We start from the raw sequence: 16,628 nt of genomic DNA, 5'->3' as shown, positions 1-16,628 counted from the left end.
AGGAGAAGACGTGGATTCCCGATTGAATGCTTTTCTTGAACGCGCCGATGCCGTTCTGGCCCGTATCGAACCGCTCTTGCCCGCACCTCGGCAAGCCATCGACTGGACGCATTGCCTGGCCGCACGCTGGCAGCGCGAAGGGCGCAGCGGTTTTCTGCTGCCCCTGCAAGTCAGCCTCGACACGCGGTTGACCGACCTGATCGGTGTCGACCGACAAGTGGAGCAACTGGGGCGCAATACCCAGCAGTTCCTCGACGGCATGCCGGCCAACCACGCGTTGCTCTGGGGCTCGCGTGGCACCGGCAAATCATCGCTGGTGCGCGCCTTGCTGGCCGAACACGCCGAGGCCGGTCTGCGACTGATCGAGATCGAGCGTGATCACCTGGCCGACTTGCCGCGAGTGGTCGAACAGATCGCCAGGTTGCCCCAGCGTTTCGTGCTGTTCTGTGATGACCTGTCGTTCGAGTCGGGCGAGGGCGACTATCGCGTGCTCAAGAGCGTGCTCGACGGCTCCCTCGAACAGGCGCCGGACAACGTGTTGCTGTACGCCACGTCTAACCGTCGCCACCTGGTGCCGGAAAAGGAAAGCGATAACGAAAACTGGAAAAGGGTCGACGGCGAACTGCACCCCAGCGAGGCGGTGGAAGACAAGATCGCACTGTCGGACCGCTTTGGCCTGTGGCTGTCGTTCTATCCGTTTACCCAGGAACACTTCCTCAACGTGGTCGAGCACTGGATCGGCCAATTGGCCGACAAGGCTGGCCTCAAGTGGCAGCGAAACGAGGAGCTGGACATCCTCGCAGTGCGCTGGGCCACGGGCCGGGGCAATCGCAACGGACGTTGCGCCTATCAATTTGCCCGCTATTGGGTCGGGCTCAAGCTGTTGGAGCACAAGGCATGATCGATTTACAAAAGAGCGGCCAGGGCCTCGAAGGCTACGGCATGCTGCACGCGCAACTGGAATCCTTGCTGGCGGACGAGCGGGATTTCATCGCCAACGCGGCGCAGTTTTCGGCCTTCCTGTTCAACCAGCTCGATGACCTGAACTGGGCCGGTTTCTACCTCAATCGCAACGAAGAACTGGTGCTGGGCCCGTTTCAGGGGCAGATCGCCTGCGTACGGATTCCATTCGCTCGCGGTGTGTGCGGGGCTGCTGCGGCGACCTTGCAGACGCAGCGTGTCGAAGACGTCCACGCGTTTCCCGGGCATATCGCGTGCGACAGCGCGTCGAACAGCGAACTCGTGGTGCCACTGGTCAAGGACGGCCGGCTGATCGGCGTGCTGGACCTCGATAGCCCGAAACTGGCGCGTTTTACCGAGCACGATCAGGCCGGTATCGAGCAACTGGCGGCGATTTTCCTGCGCCTGACCGACTGCTGATCATGCCTTCAAGCCTGCCTTGAGCAGCACGCTTGAAGGATTCACCGCATCGATCTGTTGCGGATCGAGGAATCGATCGGCGTACTGCAAATAGATTTCGGCGTTGATGAACAGCCCGAACAGCTCCGGGTCGATGTGGGCGTCACGGCACATGGTGGCCATGATGCCCAGCGCTTCGCTCAAGGACTTGGCTTTCTTGTAGGGGCGATCGGCGGCGGTCAGGGCTTCGAAAATATCGGCTATCGCCATCATCCGTGCCGGCAGGCTCATTTCTTCGCGCTTCAGTTGTTTGGGATAACCGGTGCCGTCCATTTTTTCATGGTGGCCGCCGGCAATTTCCGCGACGTTGTCGAGGTGGCCGGGGAAGGGCAGGTGGCTGAGCATCAGGATCGTCTGCACCATGTGGTGATTGATGATGTAACGCTCTTCGCGAGTCAGGGTGCCTCGGGCGATGCTCAAGTTGTAGAGCTCGCCACGGTTGTACTTGTAGCGCGGCACATCGAGTTTGAAACCCCAGGGATTGTCTTGCGGAATCAGTTCGGCTTCGGCGCGCTCGAACAGATGCTCGGGTTTGTCCGCCAGCAGCGGTTCGCTGACCGGCAGGGTTGGCGCCGGTGTTCGCGCCTGGCGGCGGTTCTCTTCCCAGGAAACGCCCAACCGGTCATCCAGGGTTCGGGTCCAGGTGCGTTGGGCCAGGCTACGCAGGCGTTGCAGATCGGATTCGGCCATCGCCTCGCCGCCCAGATTGCAGCGGGCAACGAATGCGAAATCATCGTCCAGCCCCGCCAGCGTGGCATTGCGCAGTTCGGCCAGGTGCTGCTCGTCACCGCCCTGGGCAATGGCTTGCCAATAGCTGATCCAGGCGTCGCGCTTGAGCACTTCGAAGCGGGTGCGGATTTCGTGGATGCGGTCGTTCAGGGTTTCCAGTTTCGTGGCTTTATCGACGACGTATTCCGGGGTGGTGACCTTGCCGCAGTCGTGCAGCCAGGCGGCGATGTGCAACGCCTCCCACTCATCTTCAGTGGGTTGGTAACTGCTGAAGGCCGGTGCCTGGCTGGCCGCGGCGGCCTGGGCAAGCATCAGCGTCAGCGCCGGCACCCGCTGGCAGTGCCCGCCGGTGTAGGGGCTTTTGGCGTCGATCGCACCGGCCAGCAGTTGAATGAAGGCGTCCAGCAACTGTTTCTGTTTGGCTTGCAGGCGCTGGCTTTCGATACTCACGGCGGCCGCGCCGGACACGGCCTGGAGAAACGCGATACGGTCCGGACGCAGTTTTTCCAGATCGCTGTGCGCGCCGCTGTCGGCCAACAGCAGGACCAGCAGGCCCACGGTTTCGTTATGACGATTGTGCAGTCGGATCCCGATCAGATGAACCCGCGGACATTCCAGCGCGAGCAATACTTTCTGCAAATCCGCCGCCTGTTCGAAACCCAGGCCGGTGACGACATTGTCGGCGTTCGACAGTTGCTGCATCCAGGGAGGGCTCTGCGGATCCTTGAGGTCGTGGCCTTGAACATCGAATGACGGCAATGCCTGTGAGGTGCCATTGATGACCAGCCCATGGGGCTCCATGCGATCGCCATCATTTTCGCGCAGGTAGATCAGGCCGGCCTGGGCCTGGCCGATGTTCACGGTTTCAAACAGCACCCGTTCCAGCAAGGGAGCGAAACGGGTCTCTGCGCTCAGGCTGTCGGTGATCTGGAAAAAACTCGCCAGGGTGTCCTTCATGCGGGCCATCGACACGCTCAGTTGGTCGACTTCGAGCACGGGGGAACGACGGGAGGCCGGAAAATTGAAATCGAAACTGCGAATCGCATCGGCTTCCTGCACCAGCGAGCGCAGGGGTTTGACCAGGATTCTGGAGGTCAACCACCCCAGTGGCAGGCACAACAGCAGCGTGGCCAGGGTAATCAGTGCACCTTGCCAGCGCATGCGGTAAGCGTCGGCGAGCAACTCGTCTTCCGGCACCAGCAGGGCCAGTTGCAGTCCCTGGGGGCCGCCCTCCTGCATGCTGCTGCGGGCAACGATCCATTGACGCCCCGCGGCGTCCAGCCGGTTGCCTTCGGGGGGACTGTTGAGCAACGCGCCGAGGCTGGGGCTCAGATCAGCCGCTTTGATCAGGCCGGCGGTCTGATCGTCGACGATCAGCTTGCGGCTGTCGGGATAGGCGATGGCATTGCCCTCGGCATCGAACAGCACGATTTCGGTACTGGGGGTCACGACATGTTTGGCCAGGGTTGCGGACAGTTCGGCCAGGGTCAGGTCTGCGCCGATGACGGCGCGCTCGCCGCTGCGTCGGGCGAGGGTGGTGCCCACATTGTGGGTGGAGAAAAAGAGGTAGGGTTCGGTGGTGATCTGATCGTTGTCGCTGCGGGCGCTGGTGAACCAGGCACGGGTACGCGGATCGTAGGTTTCGTCGGGGTTGTCCTCGCGGCTGATGAGCTTCAGGTCCTGATCGAAAAACAATGATCGGGAATGCACTTGGCCGCTGCTGTCGTTTCGCTCGATGCTCCACACCTGATACGCGGCGGTAGCGTGGGCCTTGAGCAGCGCTTTCAGGTCGGAAGTTCGCAAGGGACGAACCATGAAGAAATCGCCATTGCCGTAACCCAGGTACAGCGATGCCAGATCGGGGTTGTCCTTGAGTGACTGGCTGAAGGGTTTGAGCAGCGCCAGGCGTTGCTCCAGGTCGGGCGCCTGCGCCGCCGGATTGTCTGCCAGCAGGCTCAACAAATGACGAATAGGCTCGTAGGTGTTGTGCAGGTCGAGGCGGACGTCCTGCTCGATGCGGTTGAACAGCTTTTCACTGCCGGACAGGATGATCTGCGTGGTCTGCCGATAGTTGAAAATGCCCAGCACCACCCCGGTCAGCAACAGCAGGAAGGTGAACATCACGCTGATATGCACGTGCAGGGGAAAGCGGCGTTGATCCGCGTGCAGTGGGCTGGGCATTGCAGGTCTCTCCATGAAGGTTACTCACTGCTCAGCGTCCAAGCATAGTTAAGGCTCGTTGATTCTGCTTTTGTCGTTTTCTCCAATCTGTTGCTGCAACGCCTGCTCCAGTTCAAACATGGCGCGCACCATGGCGTTACTGCAGTCGACCACTTCGTCGTGATGGAACACTGCATGGCAGGCTTTTTCGAGCGCCTCGCAGCTGTCGATCAGCCTGGACGCCTGGACGATTCGGGCGGCGCCCTTGATTTTGTGAGCGATATCGAGGAATGACTGCGGGTCCTTGGACCGGGACAGCGCCTGCAACGCTTGTCGATCCAGGCGATTGCTGCTCAACAGTTCGGTCAACAGTCGCTGGTTCAATACCGGGTTGCCCCCCGTCAGCAGGTGCAACCCTTGCAGGCTGAACGCCGGGTCGCAGGTGGCCGGTTTGATGCCTTCAAGCCATTGACTCAAGGCTGTCAGGGTCAGGGGCTTGAACAGGCAGTCGTCCATCCCGGCTTGCTTGCAGCGCTGTATTTCTTCCGGCTGTGCGTTGGCGGTAAAGCCCAGAAGGGTACAGGGTGGGCGGTGCGATTGTTGTTCCTGTTGGCGAAGGGCACGGGCCAGTTCGTAACCACTCATGATGGGCATGTTGCAATCGACAATCACCAGATCGAACGAGCCGGTTTTCCACGCCTCGAATCCTGCCTCGCCGTCCGGTGCGACGCTGAATCGATGACCCAGAAACTCCAGTTGCTGGCACATGAGCAAACGGTTGGCCGGATGATCGTCGACCACCAGGACGTTCAGCGGAGCCATCGTGGTGTGAATGGGCGCTTCAGCGGTTTGCGGTGTCTGTTCGAGCGGCAGGGTTTCCAGATGCAGCGAAACTTCAACCCGGGTGCCGACCCCCGGCTGGCTGCTCAACTGGAGGCTGCCGCCCATCATTTCGCACAAACTGCGGCTGATCACCAGACCAAGCCCGGTCCCCCCTCTGCCTGACTGCCCGGAGTGGTCGGCCTGGGCGAAAGGCTCGAACAACCGCTGCTGATCCTGTTCGCTGATCCCCATGCCGCTGTCCTGAACCTGCAGCAGCATCTGAACCCGCTCGGGTTCGCCGGTCGGTCGCAGGTCGACGGTGATCCTGATCTGGCCTTGCACCGTAAACTTGATGGCGTTGCTGACCAGATTGGACAACACCTGCTTGAAGCGCATCGGGTCCAGCAAGACATCGATCGCCGGATTGGCAGGGTGAAATTCCAGTAGCAGTTCGAGATTTTTCTGGCGGGCCAGTCCATCGAAGATTCGCACCACCGATCCCACGATATCGGCTGGATTGACGCGTTCAGGGCTCAGGCTCAGGCGCCCGGATTCGATCCGTGCAATGTCGAGAATGTCCCCGATCAGTTCCAGCAGGTCCTTCGCCGAGTGGTATGCCACATCGATGGCCGGACGGTCCGGGTGATCCTGTTCAATACGCTTGAGCGTCAGCTCAAGCAGGCCGATGACCGCGTTCATTGGCGTGCGGATCTCATGGCTCATGGTCGCCAGAAACGTGCTTTTGGCCCGGTTGGCGTCATCGGCGCGCTCTTTCGCGCGGCGCAGATCATCGAACAATTGCCGGCGTTCGCTGATGTCGATCCAGCCGCCGATGATGCCTTGCACTTCGCCGCTCGAATCACGGTAGGGGAGAATCCAGTGATAAATCGTCAACCTGCGACCGCCAATGTGCAGCGGACGGTCGAGAATCAGCGGTTTGCCCTCGGCCACGACGCGCTGGTAGTCGGCCTGGTATTCCCTGGCTTCGAATATGTTGCTCATATTGCCCTGCATGACGCTTTTGCCGATGACCTCTTCTCGCTTTGCGCAGAAGGCCTGCAGGTAACTGTCGTTGCAACTTTGCAGCAAGCCCTGACGATCACGCACGTAGATCGGATGAGGCGTCCCGTTGACCAGCGAGCGCATGAATTCGAATTGATCGTTCAGCGCGCGCTCGACCGCCTGACGCTGCTTTATCTGGCGGCGCATGTAAGCGTTCCAGGCCACGGAAATCAGCAGCAGCACGCCGGCAGCGGTGACGATTTGAAAGAACAGTCGATGGTAGTTGCGCCAGGTACTTTGCGAGGACGCCGAATAGCCACGCCAGCGGCTATTGATGATGCCCAGTTCTTCCGGGGCGATGCTCAGCAACGCCTTGTTGAGGATGGCGTTCAGTTCTTTGGCATCAAGGCCGGTCGCCAGCGAGAAAGCGGCCTGCCGGGTACCGATGGTGGTGCTGATCTGAAGGGTATGTTCGAAGAGCCGCGAAGAAATGAAATGGTTGGCAATCACCAGCGAGTTCACGGCACCTTCCGCCTTGCCCTCGGCGAGTAACTCCACGGCGCTGAATGTGTCCGGGGTTTCGATCAGCTTGATCCGCGGGAACTCGCTGCGCAGGTAGTCCACCAGTGGGTTGCCTTGAGGAATGGTCAAGCGTTTGTCCTGCAACTGCGCAAGGCTTGACGGGCTGTCGGCGGCTTTGCGCGTCAGCAGGACAAAGGAGTTTTGCAAATAGGGACGGGTGAAGTTCAACGTCATTTCACGTTGGGCGCTGGGGAGCAGGGCGGCGATCAGGTCGGCCTGATTGTTTCTGATCTGCTCGATCATCTCGCCATCGCTTCGGCTGCGACGGATATCGAAGCGCAAGCCCGTGCGCAATCTGATCAGTTCGAGCAGATCGGCGGTAACCCCACGAAAGTTGCCATCGCTGTCGAAAAACGTCAGCGGTGCAAAGGCCTCATTGACCACCACGCGCACCACTGGATGTTGCGCGAGCCAGCGCTCTTCGGAGTCGGTGAGCTGCAGTTTTTGATCGGTGAGAAGAATGTCACTGCCAGCGCTCCAGCGTTTGGCGATGTTTTCTCGCTCGTTGGCGGGGATTGCCGCGAGCATCGCATTAATGATCCCGAGCAGTTGCGGATTGTCCTTATGCACGGCAAAGCTGAAACCGTGGGCTTCGTGTTTGCCGAAATTGGCCATGCGGATGTTGTTCAGGAACCCCTTGTTGATCATGTAATGGGTTGAAATGGTGTCGCCCAGGAAAACGTCAGCCTGGTCGAAGGCCACCGCATTGATCGCATTCTGGTAGGAAGGGTAGGAGGTGATGATCGCCTTGGGGTACAGGGCCCTGACTTCCTCCAGGGGCAAATAGTGATACACCATGCTTAGTCGCAGACCGGCAAGGCCATCGGTCAGGGATCTGGTTTCTCCTTCCCGTGTCACCAGCACCGGTTGGTCCACGGCATAGGGCGTGGAAAGCACGATATCGGCATTGTGAGCCTCGAATCCATTGGCCGTGCCGAGCAGATCGACCTCGCCTTTTTCAAGGGCCACGATCGCCGCCCCCCGGGATGCGAAGCGCTGAACCTTGACTGGCAAACCGATAGTCTTGCCGAGAATATCCGCGTAATCGGCGGTGAAACCTTCATAGTCCTGGCCGCTGATGGTCAGGTCGAAAGGAGGATAATCCGGGGCCGATGTACCGAGGATCAGTTCACGTTTATGGGTGATCCATTGTTGTTGTGATTGATCCAGCCGGACTTCCAGATGTCCGACCGTTGAGCGACCGAGCAAGGTGTAGTTCTCGCTGGCGGTCTGCGCAGCGGGCACTGAGGTGCTCAGGCATAAACCTGTGGCCATGAGTATCAGATAATCCTTTATACGACTGGGCATCCTGTGTCTCACACTAACGCGTTACGTTTTGCCATCTCGATGAGTTCAACCAGGGATTTGGCTTTGAGTTTTTGCATGAGTCGTTTTTTATAGGTGCTGACGGTCTTGTTGCTCAGAAACATGCCTTTGGCAATTTCCTTGTTGGTGCGGCCCTGTGCGAAAAGTTGCAATACCATCAGCTCTCGGTCGTTGACGGATTTGAATAACTCCAGTTCGGCATAGCGCGCGTCATCACCACGAACAGGATTCAAGGCCTGACTGGGGAAGTAGTTGTAACCTGATAATACCGCTTTTATAGCACTAACCAATTCACTCAAATCTTCCTGTTTGCACACATATCCCGATGCGCCGGATTGCATGCAGCGAATGCCGAAAAGTGTTGGGCATTGTGCAGTTAACACCAGTGTTTTAAGGGGGGTACTCATGGCGTTGAAGCGTGCGAGAACTTCCAGTCCGTCCAGTTTTGGAATGCTGATATCAAGAATCACGAGGTCGGGCATGCATTCGCGAACCATCTGCATGGCGTCGACGCCATTATCGGTTTCGCCGATGACTTTGTAGCCTTCGTGTTCCAGCAACATTCGGACGGCAAGACGGATGACGGGGTGATCGTCGACAATAAAAACGGAGTTCATAATCAAATCCCATACGAGCGCGAATAAAGCGCGCACCTTAGCTCAGATAGTTGAGGAGACGTATGAACTGACTGACCTGTAGCAGCAATATAGGAATAATCCTACAAGCGAAGAAGAATGAGGCTACGGAACAACTAGGTTTTTAATGAGGAATGGTGGTGTTTGTTGGTGTTTGGCTAGTGGGTAGAAAGTTTTGGTTTGCAAGTTTCAAATTATGTTGTGGCGATATTTTCGACGTGTTTGGTGTTCGCTGTTTTTATAGTGAGGCCAAGGTCAATAAGTTTCTAAATTCGGATTGTTTCAAAGGCTTGATCAAGTAGCCCAGCAAGGGGGTCCCGTGTTCGCTGGCCTTTTTTTCAAGTCCGTCCAGTTCTGCGGATGTCAGACTACTTAGAAGTATGGCCTGTCTTATCATCCCTCGGTGACTGGCGATTTCGACCAATTCAAGGCCGGGAAGGTCGGGCAAACATTGATCACACAAAAGAATGTCGAACGGTTGCGCCGCCGTGAGCATTTGTTGCAAGGCGCCTGCAGCACTGTTGGTGGTGGTCAGTTGGGTGAAGCCGTAACTTTCAAGCAGGCATTGAGTCGCCCTGAGTTGAAAGGGATGATCTTCCACCAACAGGATCCGCAGATCGTCTTTGAACAGGGGATTACTCACGCTTCATCTCTCAAGGCGAGGGGCGTCTGATTATTTCGCGAGAATGGCGGGCAATCGATCAGCTTGCTCGGCGTGAAGTGTAGGGGAATTCAGCGAACGTTGAGTGCACTTGGACTTTGAGGGGCTGATCAGCCATTCCGGACGGCGTAATGGCTGATCAACCAGGTCTCATCAGTGACTCGAGCGACCGGTCATCTCCAGCGCCATGTCACTGGCGTAGCTGTCGGTCATGCCGGCGATGAAGTCAATCATGCGCAGGAACGAAGTGTGTAACGGACCGTGAGGGTCCGGTGCGTTGTTACCCAACAGATCGAGAATGCGACGGCTCTTGAAGGACGGCGTTCGACCGTTGTGCTGTTCCAGTGCCGCGCCGCAGAAAGCGTTGAGCAGGATTTCCAGCGTGGTGTAGGCGCCGATTTCGTGCAGGGTCTTTCGCTTGTCCTGAAAGATCTTCTTGCGTGCCATGTCCTTGGCATTCAGTACGCAGCGCTTGGCGGGGCCGTGCATGTGCTCCACCAGATCACCGGGCAACCTGCCCGCCAGCAGCGCCTCCTGCTGTTCGACAAAGGCGCGGGCCGCGGCGTTGGTCAGGTGTTCGATGGCTTTGCCTCGCAGGATCGCCAGTTTGCGTCGGCGCGAGTCCAGCGGGCCGAGCTGGCGATAGGTTTCCGGTAGATCGTCGCCCACCAGGTCCAGCAGCAGGGACTCGACTTCGGCGTACTCCAGCAACTCCATTTCCAGACCATCTTCCAGGTCGATCAGCGCGTAGCAGATGTCGTCGGCGGCTTCCATCAGATACACCAACGGATGACGTGCCCAGCGTTGTTCCTCGAGTTGCGGCAGGCCGAGCTTATGGGCGATCTGCTCCAGTAGCGGCAGTTCACTCTGATAGCAGCCGAATTTGTGCTTTTTGTAGCCCAATGAGTCGGCGTGCTTGGCCGTCCATGGGTATTTCAGATAAGTACCCAGCGTGGCGTAGGTCAGCCGGGTGCCCCCGTCGAACTGGTGATATTCCAGTTGGGTGAGTACCCGGAAGCCTTGGGCATTGCCTTCGAAATTGAGGAAGTCATTGCGTTCGACTTCGCTCATTGCATCCAGCCAGCCACGGCCGGCGGCTTGCTGGAACCAGTGACGGATCGCGTCTTCGCCGGAATGACCAAAAGGCGGATTGCCAATGTCGTGAGCCAGACAAGCCGATTGCACGACCATCCCCAGGTCGCTGGGGTCGCACCAGTCGGGCAGGGCGCTGCGAATGGTTTCACCGACGCGCATGCCCAGCGAACGGCCGACGCAGCTGACTTCCAGCGAGTGGGTCAGGCGTGTGTGGATGTGATCGTTGCTGGACACCGGGTGGACTTGGGTCTTGCGCCCGAGACGGCGAAACGCCCCCGAGAAAATGATGCGGTCGTGGTCTTTGTGGAAAGGGCTGCGGCCGACTTCTTCCGGGCTGTGCAGAGGCTTTCCGAGTCGTTCGCGGGTAAGCAGGGTTTGCCAATCCAAGGCTGGTTCTCTCCGTCAGGTGACTGATCGCTTAAGCTTCCCGGTTCGCGTCAGGACCTGCAAGCGGAACTAGAGCCCGGCGGCATCGATATCGATGAGTAGCAGTCGCTCGCCGTTGTCGAAAAATTGCCCGGCGGTGAGGCAGTACTGGTTGCTGGTGGCGTCGCGATAAGTATTGGAAAGCGTCAGCCGACGCTCATCCCAGCCCTCTGCCAGCAGATGATAGAAATACGGGCGCCATGACCAGTTGTGGCCGAGGTAGCGATCGTCGGCTTCCCAGCCGTTATTGCGCCATTCAAGATTGGGCGTCAGTTGGGTGCCGTGGCGATCGCATTGATAGAAGCGCAACAGCCAGGGAAAGGCGTCCAGCTGGGGCAGGGCGCTGAGAGGCGCGCGGGCCTGGGCCCAGGCTTGCAGGATCGCCATCAGCTCGCTGAGTTGGTGGCGCATGATCATTAGGCGACCGCGCTCGGCCAGTTTCTGCTGAACATAGCGCTGACGAAGGTGTGCGAAGCGCTCGACAAAGGCATCGGTGGCAAAGAAATCCTCTTGTGCCCGGGCAAACAGAAAACCTTGCACGTAGCGCGAGCCGCACTCGAGGGCAAAATTCAGTTGGGCTTCGGTTTCCACCCCTTCGGCAATAATCCAGCAGCCGGTTTTCTCCGCCATTTGTGCCAGGGCCTTGACCACGTCGCTGCTGGGACCGCCAAGCGCGGCGGCCTGGAACAGCCGCATGTCGAGCTTGAGAATGTCCGGTTGCAGGGCCAGCACGCGATCGAGCTGAGAGTAACCGGCACCGAAATCATCGATGGCGATCCGCGCACCGGCTTGCCGGTATCGCGCCACCACGTCTGCCAGGCGTTGAATGTCGCCACCCAGCTCGGTGATTTCGAACACGATTCGCTGCGGGTCGACGCCATGCCTGTCCAGTTGCTTGAGGCTGGGCAGTGCCTGATCCGGGCGTAAGCGGCTGATCCAGCGCGGTGACATGTTCAGGCTGAGAAACCAGTCCGAGGGTGCTTCATGCAGACGGCTCAGTGCGTTATCGCGGATCTGGCGATCAAGACGGCGCAGGGCGATGGCGGGCGTTCGTGGGTCTGCGAACAGGGGGCCCACAGAGGCCAGTTGACCGTCGGCCTGGCGCAGTCGACCCAGGGCCTCGACGCCCGCGATACGGCCGGTGGCGGTATCGATGAACGGCTGAAAGAAGGCGAGCGGTTGCCCGTCGATCACGAGGCCTCCTTAGTAGGTCTTGTTTTGGGATAAAACCTGGTGGCCGAGCAGGCACGCAGGGTTGAACCCCTCGATAAAGAGGTTCATCCCGGTGGTATTGCAAGAATGCAGCCAGATAGTGGCTTTAGTCTTTGCGCGAAGAGCCTTGCAGGACCAGCTTGATCAGAGGCCCCAAAGTGGTGCCCAGGCGAACCAGTCGAGTCAGGCTGCTCACGCCGCCGCTTTTGGCGCCCTTGCCGGTCAGAAAGCCCAGCAGGGTGACGGCCGCCACGCCCCAGAGTGGCGCGTGCTTGATGCCGAAACCCTCATGCAGGTTTTGCGTCATGCCGCGCACGCGCTGCAAGGGCTGCAGCAGTTGCGCGGATTCGTGGCGAATTTCCTGGCGATGCATTTCCATGCGCAGGCGGATCAGCGCCTTGCGCATTTCGGTGCGCGAGCTGTTGTGAGGCAGTTCAGGCAGGCTCATGGCAGCAGACGCTCCCGATCGTTGGCCAGTTCTTCCAGGGTGCCATGGAAGGGCGAGGACTCATCGAAAATCGCCGCTCTCAAACGCATCCCGCAGAAGATGGCCGCGAGGGTGTAGAACACGCAGAGCCCGATGATGGCGGGTAGGCGATAGGTGTCCCAGAACAGAATCAACACCAGCGTCGACAACCCCACCAGCAACAGCAAGGCAAAAACCAGCGCGAGGCCTGCGAACAGCAACAGGCTTACCGTGCGGGCTTTTTGTTCCTGCAATTCGATGCCGAACAATTCAACATGGCTGTGCAGCAGTCCAAGGAAAGCGGCACCCAGGCGCCGCGGTGAGGAGCTTGGGCCCGTCGCGGACGAGCCGGATTCGCCGATCGCCATAATCAGCGCCGGGTTGCCAGCAGACCAATCAGGAAACCCACGCCGGCTGCGATTCCGACCGATTGCCATGGGTTGGCCTGGACATAGTCTTCAGTGGCGGTGACGGCTGCCTGGCCGCGTAAACGAAGGGAGTCCTCGGTCAGTTTCAAGGTTTCCCGTGCTCGCAGCAGACTGTCGTGAATCTGCTCGCGCAACTCATCCGCCTGATCGCCCGCCAACGTTGCGGTGTGTTCCAGCAACCGCTCGGTGTCGCTGACCAGTGTCTGAAAATCGTTCATCAGGATTTCTTGAGCAGTCTTTGCCTTGATGCTGGCCATTGGTGATCTCCGTAAGTGGCTTCTGTTGCGTTCGAGTATGAGCCTTGGGTGAAGGTTCAGTTACAAATGACTGGTACAACTTTTGCTACGTCGTGGTGCGTCAGCCTGCGTCGTTGCGCTGTTGCTGGGCATGATTTCAGGAAAACCCTAACTCAAACAATCAAAACCCGCGCAAACGTCCCGGTCGTGATTTGCCGTGATGAATCTTGTGCGCCAAAGCGGTTCATCGGGAACAGATGTCCTGATCAAGGTAGGCCGCAACTTGGTGCGTGAATTGTTTGTGCGAACCGCTTTGGTGCTTTTTTAGCCTTCAGGTCTGCCAACCCCATGGAAAATCTGCAAAGCGCTGTGGACACTCTAGTCCATAGCTCCAATACGTTGTTCATTCTGATCGGCGCAGTCATGGTGCTGGCCATGCACGCCGGTTTCGCCTTTCTCGAAGTGGGTACGGTTCGACAAAAGAACCAGGTCAACGCCTTGTCGAAGATTCTCAGCGATTTCGCCATTTCGACTCTGGCTTACTTCTTTATAGGCTACTGGATTTCCTATGGGGTCACCTTCATGCAACCGGCGGCAGTGATCAATGCCGATCATGGCTACGGATTGGTGAAGTTTTTCTTTCTGCTGACCTTTGCCGCGGCGATCCCGGCGATCATTTCCGGCGGTATCGCCGAGCGTGCCCGGTTTGTCCCGCAGTTGTGCGCGACGGCGTTGATCGTGGCGTTCATCTATCCGTTTTTCGAAGGCATGATCTGGAACGGCAACTTTGGCCTGCAAGACTGGTTGCTGGAGCGTTTTGGCGCGAGCTTTCATGATTTCGCAGGCTCGGTGGTGGTCCACGCCATGGGGGGCTGGCTGGCGCTGGCCGCCGTATTGTTGCTCGGGCCGCGCAATGGTCGTTATCGCGACGGGCGCCTGGTGGCGTTCGCGCCATCGAGCATTCCCTTTCTGGCATTGGGGTCGTGGATCTTGATCGTCGGCTGGTTCGGTTTCAACGTGATGAGCGCGCAAACCTTGCAAGGGGTCAGCGGGCTGGTGGCTGTGAATTCGCTGATGGCCATGGTCGGCGGCACCGTGGCGGCGCTGATCGCCGGGCGCAACGACCCGGGTTTTCTGCATAACGGCCCGCTGGCCGGGCTGGTGGCGATCTGCGCCGGTTCCGATCTGATGCACCCCGTGGGCGCGCTGGTGACCGGTGCCATCGCCGGGGCACTGTTTGTCTGGTGTTTTACCGCCGCCCAAGGCAAATGGCACATCGACGATGTATTGGGTGTATGGCCGTTGCATGGCCTGTGCGGTGTCTGGGGTGGAATCGCCTGCGGCATTTTCGGTCAGAGCGCATTGGGTGGTCTGGGCGGGGTGAGCCTGATCAGCCAGTTGATCGGAACAGCACTGGGGGTGATCGTGGCGCTGGCGGGTGGCTTCGCGGTGTATGGCGTGATCAAGGCGTTCCATGGTCTGCGCCTGAGTCAGGAAGAAGAGTATTACGGCGCAGACTTGTCGGTGCACAAGATCGGCGCTGTCAGTCAAGACTGAGTCAATTTTCTTCATCTTCGGCCCCAGGATAAAAACCGTGCAACAGGCGATAGCGGTCGTGCCGAATCTGGTCGGCCCGCTCCTGTACCTGATGCGCGGGCAAACCCAGCATGATCAGCGCGTGGGAGGCGAGCATCAGGCTCGACTCCAGCAATTCGGGCACGACTTCGCTGGCGCCGGCCGCTTTCAACTCGGCCAGTTGGCTGTCGTCGCGCGTGCGCACCAGAATCGGCACGCTCGCGTTGAGTCGCCGCGCTTCCTTGAGGATCAGTAAAGCGATATCGGTCTGATCCACGGCGATCACCAGCAGCCTGGCGCGCTCCAGCCCTACCGCGACCAGCAGTTCACCGCGGCGTGAGTCGCCATAATGCACACAGGCCTCACCAACGGCGGCTTCCTGGACACGCACCGGATCAGTATCCAGTGCGATATAGGGTTGCTGTGCATTGCGTAGTGCGCGTCCGATTGACTGGCCTACACGACCATAGCCACAGATCACTACATGGTTATGCAAGTCGGCGTTGAGTGCGCTGATTTCCTCCAGCTTCGCTTCTTCGTTGGGCTTGCGGTGCAGGTGTATTGCGATGCGGGGCGCTGCGCGCAGCAGCAAGGGCGTCAACAGCATCGAGCAAAAAGTGGCGGCCAGCAGCAAGCCGCCGAAGTCGGCGGGCATCAGTTTGTTTTGTTGCATCTGCGCCATCAGTGCAAAGCAGAACTCGCCGCCCTGAGCCAGTGCCAGGCCACTGCGCCAGGCGGTTTCGCCATCGCTGCCACGCCATTTGACCAGCAGTGCAACGACGCTGCCCTTGAGCAGCAGCAACCCCAGGGTCAGGCCGAGAATCAGCAGGCTGTGGCTGGCGAACAACTGCAAGTCGATCAGCATGCCGATACTGACGAAGAACACCCCGAGCAGGATGTCGCGGAACGGGCGGATGTCGGCCTCGATCTGGTGCCTGTAGTGGCTTTCCCCCAACAACATACCGGCGAGGAATGCACCCAGGGCCGGGGAGAGGCCGAGCAGATGAGTCAGCCAGGCCGTCAGCAGCACGATCACCAGCGCCAGCAGCACGAACAGCTCGGCGGAGCGCGCCGCCGCCACTTCATGGAACAGCCGCGGCAGCAACCAGCGACTGGCCATCAGCAGGCCGACGAACAGCACCACGGTCTTGCCCAGCGTGAGCGGCAACGCCCAGTACCAGGCTTGATCGCTGCTGCCGGCAAATACGGGCACGAGGGTCAGTAGCAACACCGCCACCACGTCCTGGAACAGCAGCACGGCGATAGCATTCTGGCCGTGGCTGCTGAAAATTTCGCCGAGACTGCCCAGTTCCTTGCTGACAATGGCGGTGGAAGACAGTGACAGGCCAGCGCCGAGTAACAGCGCAGGTGTGGTCGGCATGCCGAGCAACATCAGCAAACCACCCAGCAGTATTCCGGTGCCCAGCACTTGCAGGCTGCCAAGGCCAAACACGACCCGGCGCAACGCGAGCATTTTCGTCAGCGAAAACTCCAGCCCAAGGGAGAACAGCAGGAACACCACCCCCAACTCGGCGAGGTCCGGCAACTCTTCGCTTTCATTCACCCAGTTGAATGCGGTCGGCCCGATCATCAGCCCCACGCACAGGTAGCCCAGCACCGGTGGCAAGCGCAGGCGCTGGAACAGTGCAATCACCACCAATGAGGAGGCGAGGATGATCAATAGGTTGGCGAACACAAAAAACTCCGGCGATGGGTTCTGGCTACTCAAGCGTAGAGGCAAAAAAGTCGCGAGCATCGCGTAAGTGTCATCCGGCACGAATGATTTGAGTCAGGAATTTGCTGAAATCTTTTGAAATTCGCCGTTGCTCAGACGCTTGGGTCATTGGCTCGACT

Annotated in this window: 13 protein-coding genes; 3 read left to right on the top strand and 10 right to left on the bottom strand. The window is 59.1% G+C overall.

The features are described 5' to 3' along the window. The first annotated feature begins 10 nt into the window (after positions 1-10). Together ACYZUD_RS14485 and ACYZUD_RS14480 are read left to right on the top strand one after the other, a co-directional pair. Positions 11-901, top strand: coding sequence for an ATP-binding protein (locus tag ACYZUD_RS14485; protein WP_462024619.1), 891 nt, complete (start codon positions 11-13; stop codon positions 899-901). Then, entirely contained in the window at positions 898-1,380 is a 483-nt protein-coding gene (locus tag ACYZUD_RS14480; RefSeq protein ID WP_462024618.1) for a GAF domain-containing protein, read from the top strand. The genes ACYZUD_RS14485 and ACYZUD_RS14480 overlap by 4 nt, the downstream gene beginning before the upstream one ends. On the opposite strand, the gene ACYZUD_RS14475 is transcribed toward ACYZUD_RS14480, so the two are convergent. From ACYZUD_RS14475 to ACYZUD_RS14435, 9 genes are all read right to left on the bottom strand, one after another. Beyond that, a complete protein-coding gene (locus ACYZUD_RS14475) occupies positions 1,381-4,329 on the bottom strand; it encodes an HD domain-containing phosphohydrolase (protein WP_462024617.1) in 2,949 nt (982 codons plus the stop codon). 48 nt (positions 4,330-4,377) lie between these two features. Then, positions 4,378-8,022, bottom strand: coding sequence for a transporter substrate-binding domain-containing protein (locus ACYZUD_RS14470; RefSeq protein WP_462024616.1), 3,645 nt, complete (start codon positions 8,020-8,022; stop codon positions 4,378-4,380). Positions 8,023-8,030: 8 nt separating this feature from the next. After that, positions 8,031-8,657, bottom strand: a complete 627-nt coding sequence (locus ACYZUD_RS14465; protein ID WP_462024615.1) for a response regulator — start codon at positions 8,655-8,657, stop codon at positions 8,031-8,033. A gap of 256 nt (positions 8,658-8,913) precedes the next feature. After that, positions 8,914-9,318, bottom strand: a complete 405-nt coding sequence (locus ACYZUD_RS14460) for a response regulator (protein ID WP_462024614.1) — start codon at positions 9,316-9,318, stop codon at positions 8,914-8,916. 171 nt (positions 9,319-9,489) lie between these two features. Next, positions 9,490-10,818: a deoxyguanosinetriphosphate triphosphohydrolase gene (locus ACYZUD_RS14455; RefSeq protein ID WP_462024612.1), complete on the bottom strand. Its 1,329-nt coding sequence runs from the start codon at positions 10,816-10,818 to the stop codon at positions 9,490-9,492. Positions 10,819-10,887: 69 nt separating this feature from the next. After that, positions 10,888-12,051, bottom strand: a complete 1,164-nt coding sequence (locus ACYZUD_RS14450; RefSeq protein ID WP_462024611.1) for an EAL domain-containing protein — start codon at positions 12,049-12,051, stop codon at positions 10,888-10,890. A gap of 124 nt (positions 12,052-12,175) precedes the next feature. Next, positions 12,176-12,517 carry a hypothetical protein gene (locus ACYZUD_RS14445; protein WP_462024610.1) on the bottom strand — a complete coding sequence of 114 codons (342 nt, stop codon included), beginning with the start codon at positions 12,515-12,517 and terminating at the stop codon, positions 12,176-12,178. Beyond that, the gene (locus ACYZUD_RS14440; RefSeq protein WP_064676499.1) at positions 12,514-12,903 is read right to left on the bottom strand and encodes a phage holin family protein; all 390 of its coding nucleotides are present in this window, start codon (positions 12,901-12,903) and stop codon (positions 12,514-12,516) included. The genes ACYZUD_RS14445 and ACYZUD_RS14440 overlap by 4 nt, the downstream gene beginning before the upstream one ends. A gap of 2 nt (positions 12,904-12,905) precedes the next feature. After that, complete coding sequence (locus ACYZUD_RS14435; protein ID WP_462024609.1) at positions 12,906-13,220, bottom strand: ElaB/YgaM/YqjD family protein; 315 nt, start codon at positions 13,218-13,220, stop codon at positions 12,906-12,908. A 327-nt stretch (positions 13,221-13,547) separates the two neighbouring features. On the opposite strand from ACYZUD_RS14435, the gene ACYZUD_RS14430 reads away from it, so the two are divergent. Next, the gene (locus tag ACYZUD_RS14430) at positions 13,548-14,756 is read left to right on the top strand and encodes an ammonium transporter (RefSeq protein WP_462024608.1); all 1,209 of its coding nucleotides are present in this window, start codon (positions 13,548-13,550) and stop codon (positions 14,754-14,756) included. A 1-nt stretch (position 14,757) separates the two neighbouring features. Here the strand turns inward: ACYZUD_RS14430 and ACYZUD_RS14425 are convergent, their stop codons facing one another. After that, the gene (locus ACYZUD_RS14425) at positions 14,758-16,470 is read right to left on the bottom strand and encodes a cation:proton antiporter (RefSeq protein ID WP_462024607.1); all 1,713 of its coding nucleotides are present in this window, start codon (positions 16,468-16,470) and stop codon (positions 14,758-14,760) included. Positions 16,471-16,628: the final 158 nt, after the last annotated feature.

Source organism: Pseudomonas sp. XS1P51 (genome assembly GCF_054897845.1).
The sequence above is the reverse complement of the archived record's forward strand: the minus strand, read 5'-3'. Positions and strand labels throughout refer to the sequence as shown.

What these genes read in the sequence shown, in the direction of transcription:
- ACYZUD_RS14440 (WP_064676499.1), bottom strand. Translation starts at nt 12,903, where the DNA reads ATGGCGATCGGCGAATCCGGCTCGTCCGCGACGGGCCCAAGCTCCTCA.
- ACYZUD_RS14430 (WP_462024608.1), top strand. Translation starts at nt 13,548, where the DNA reads ATGGAAAATCTGCAAAGCGCTGTGGACACTCTAGTCCATAGCTCCAAT.
- ACYZUD_RS14480 (WP_462024618.1), top strand. Translation starts at nt 898, where the DNA reads ATGATCGATTTACAAAAGAGCGGCCAGGGCCTCGAAGGCTACGGCATG.
- ACYZUD_RS14445 (WP_462024610.1), bottom strand. Translation starts at nt 12,517, where the DNA reads ATGAGCCTGCCTGAACTGCCTCACAACAGCTCGCGCACCGAAATGCGC.
- ACYZUD_RS14465 (WP_462024615.1), bottom strand. Translation starts at nt 8,657, where the DNA reads ATGAACTCCGTTTTTATTGTCGACGATCACCCCGTCATCCGTCTTGCC.
- ACYZUD_RS14475 (WP_462024617.1), bottom strand. Translation starts at nt 4,329, where the DNA reads ATGCCCAGCCCACTGCACGCGGATCAACGCCGCTTTCCCCTGCACGTG.
- ACYZUD_RS14435 (WP_462024609.1), bottom strand. Translation starts at nt 13,220, where the DNA reads ATGGCCAGCATCAAGGCAAAGACTGCTCAAGAAATCCTGATGAACGAT.
- ACYZUD_RS14470 (WP_462024616.1), bottom strand. Translation starts at nt 8,022, where the DNA reads ATGCCCAGTCGTATAAAGGATTATCTGATACTCATGGCCACAGGTTTA.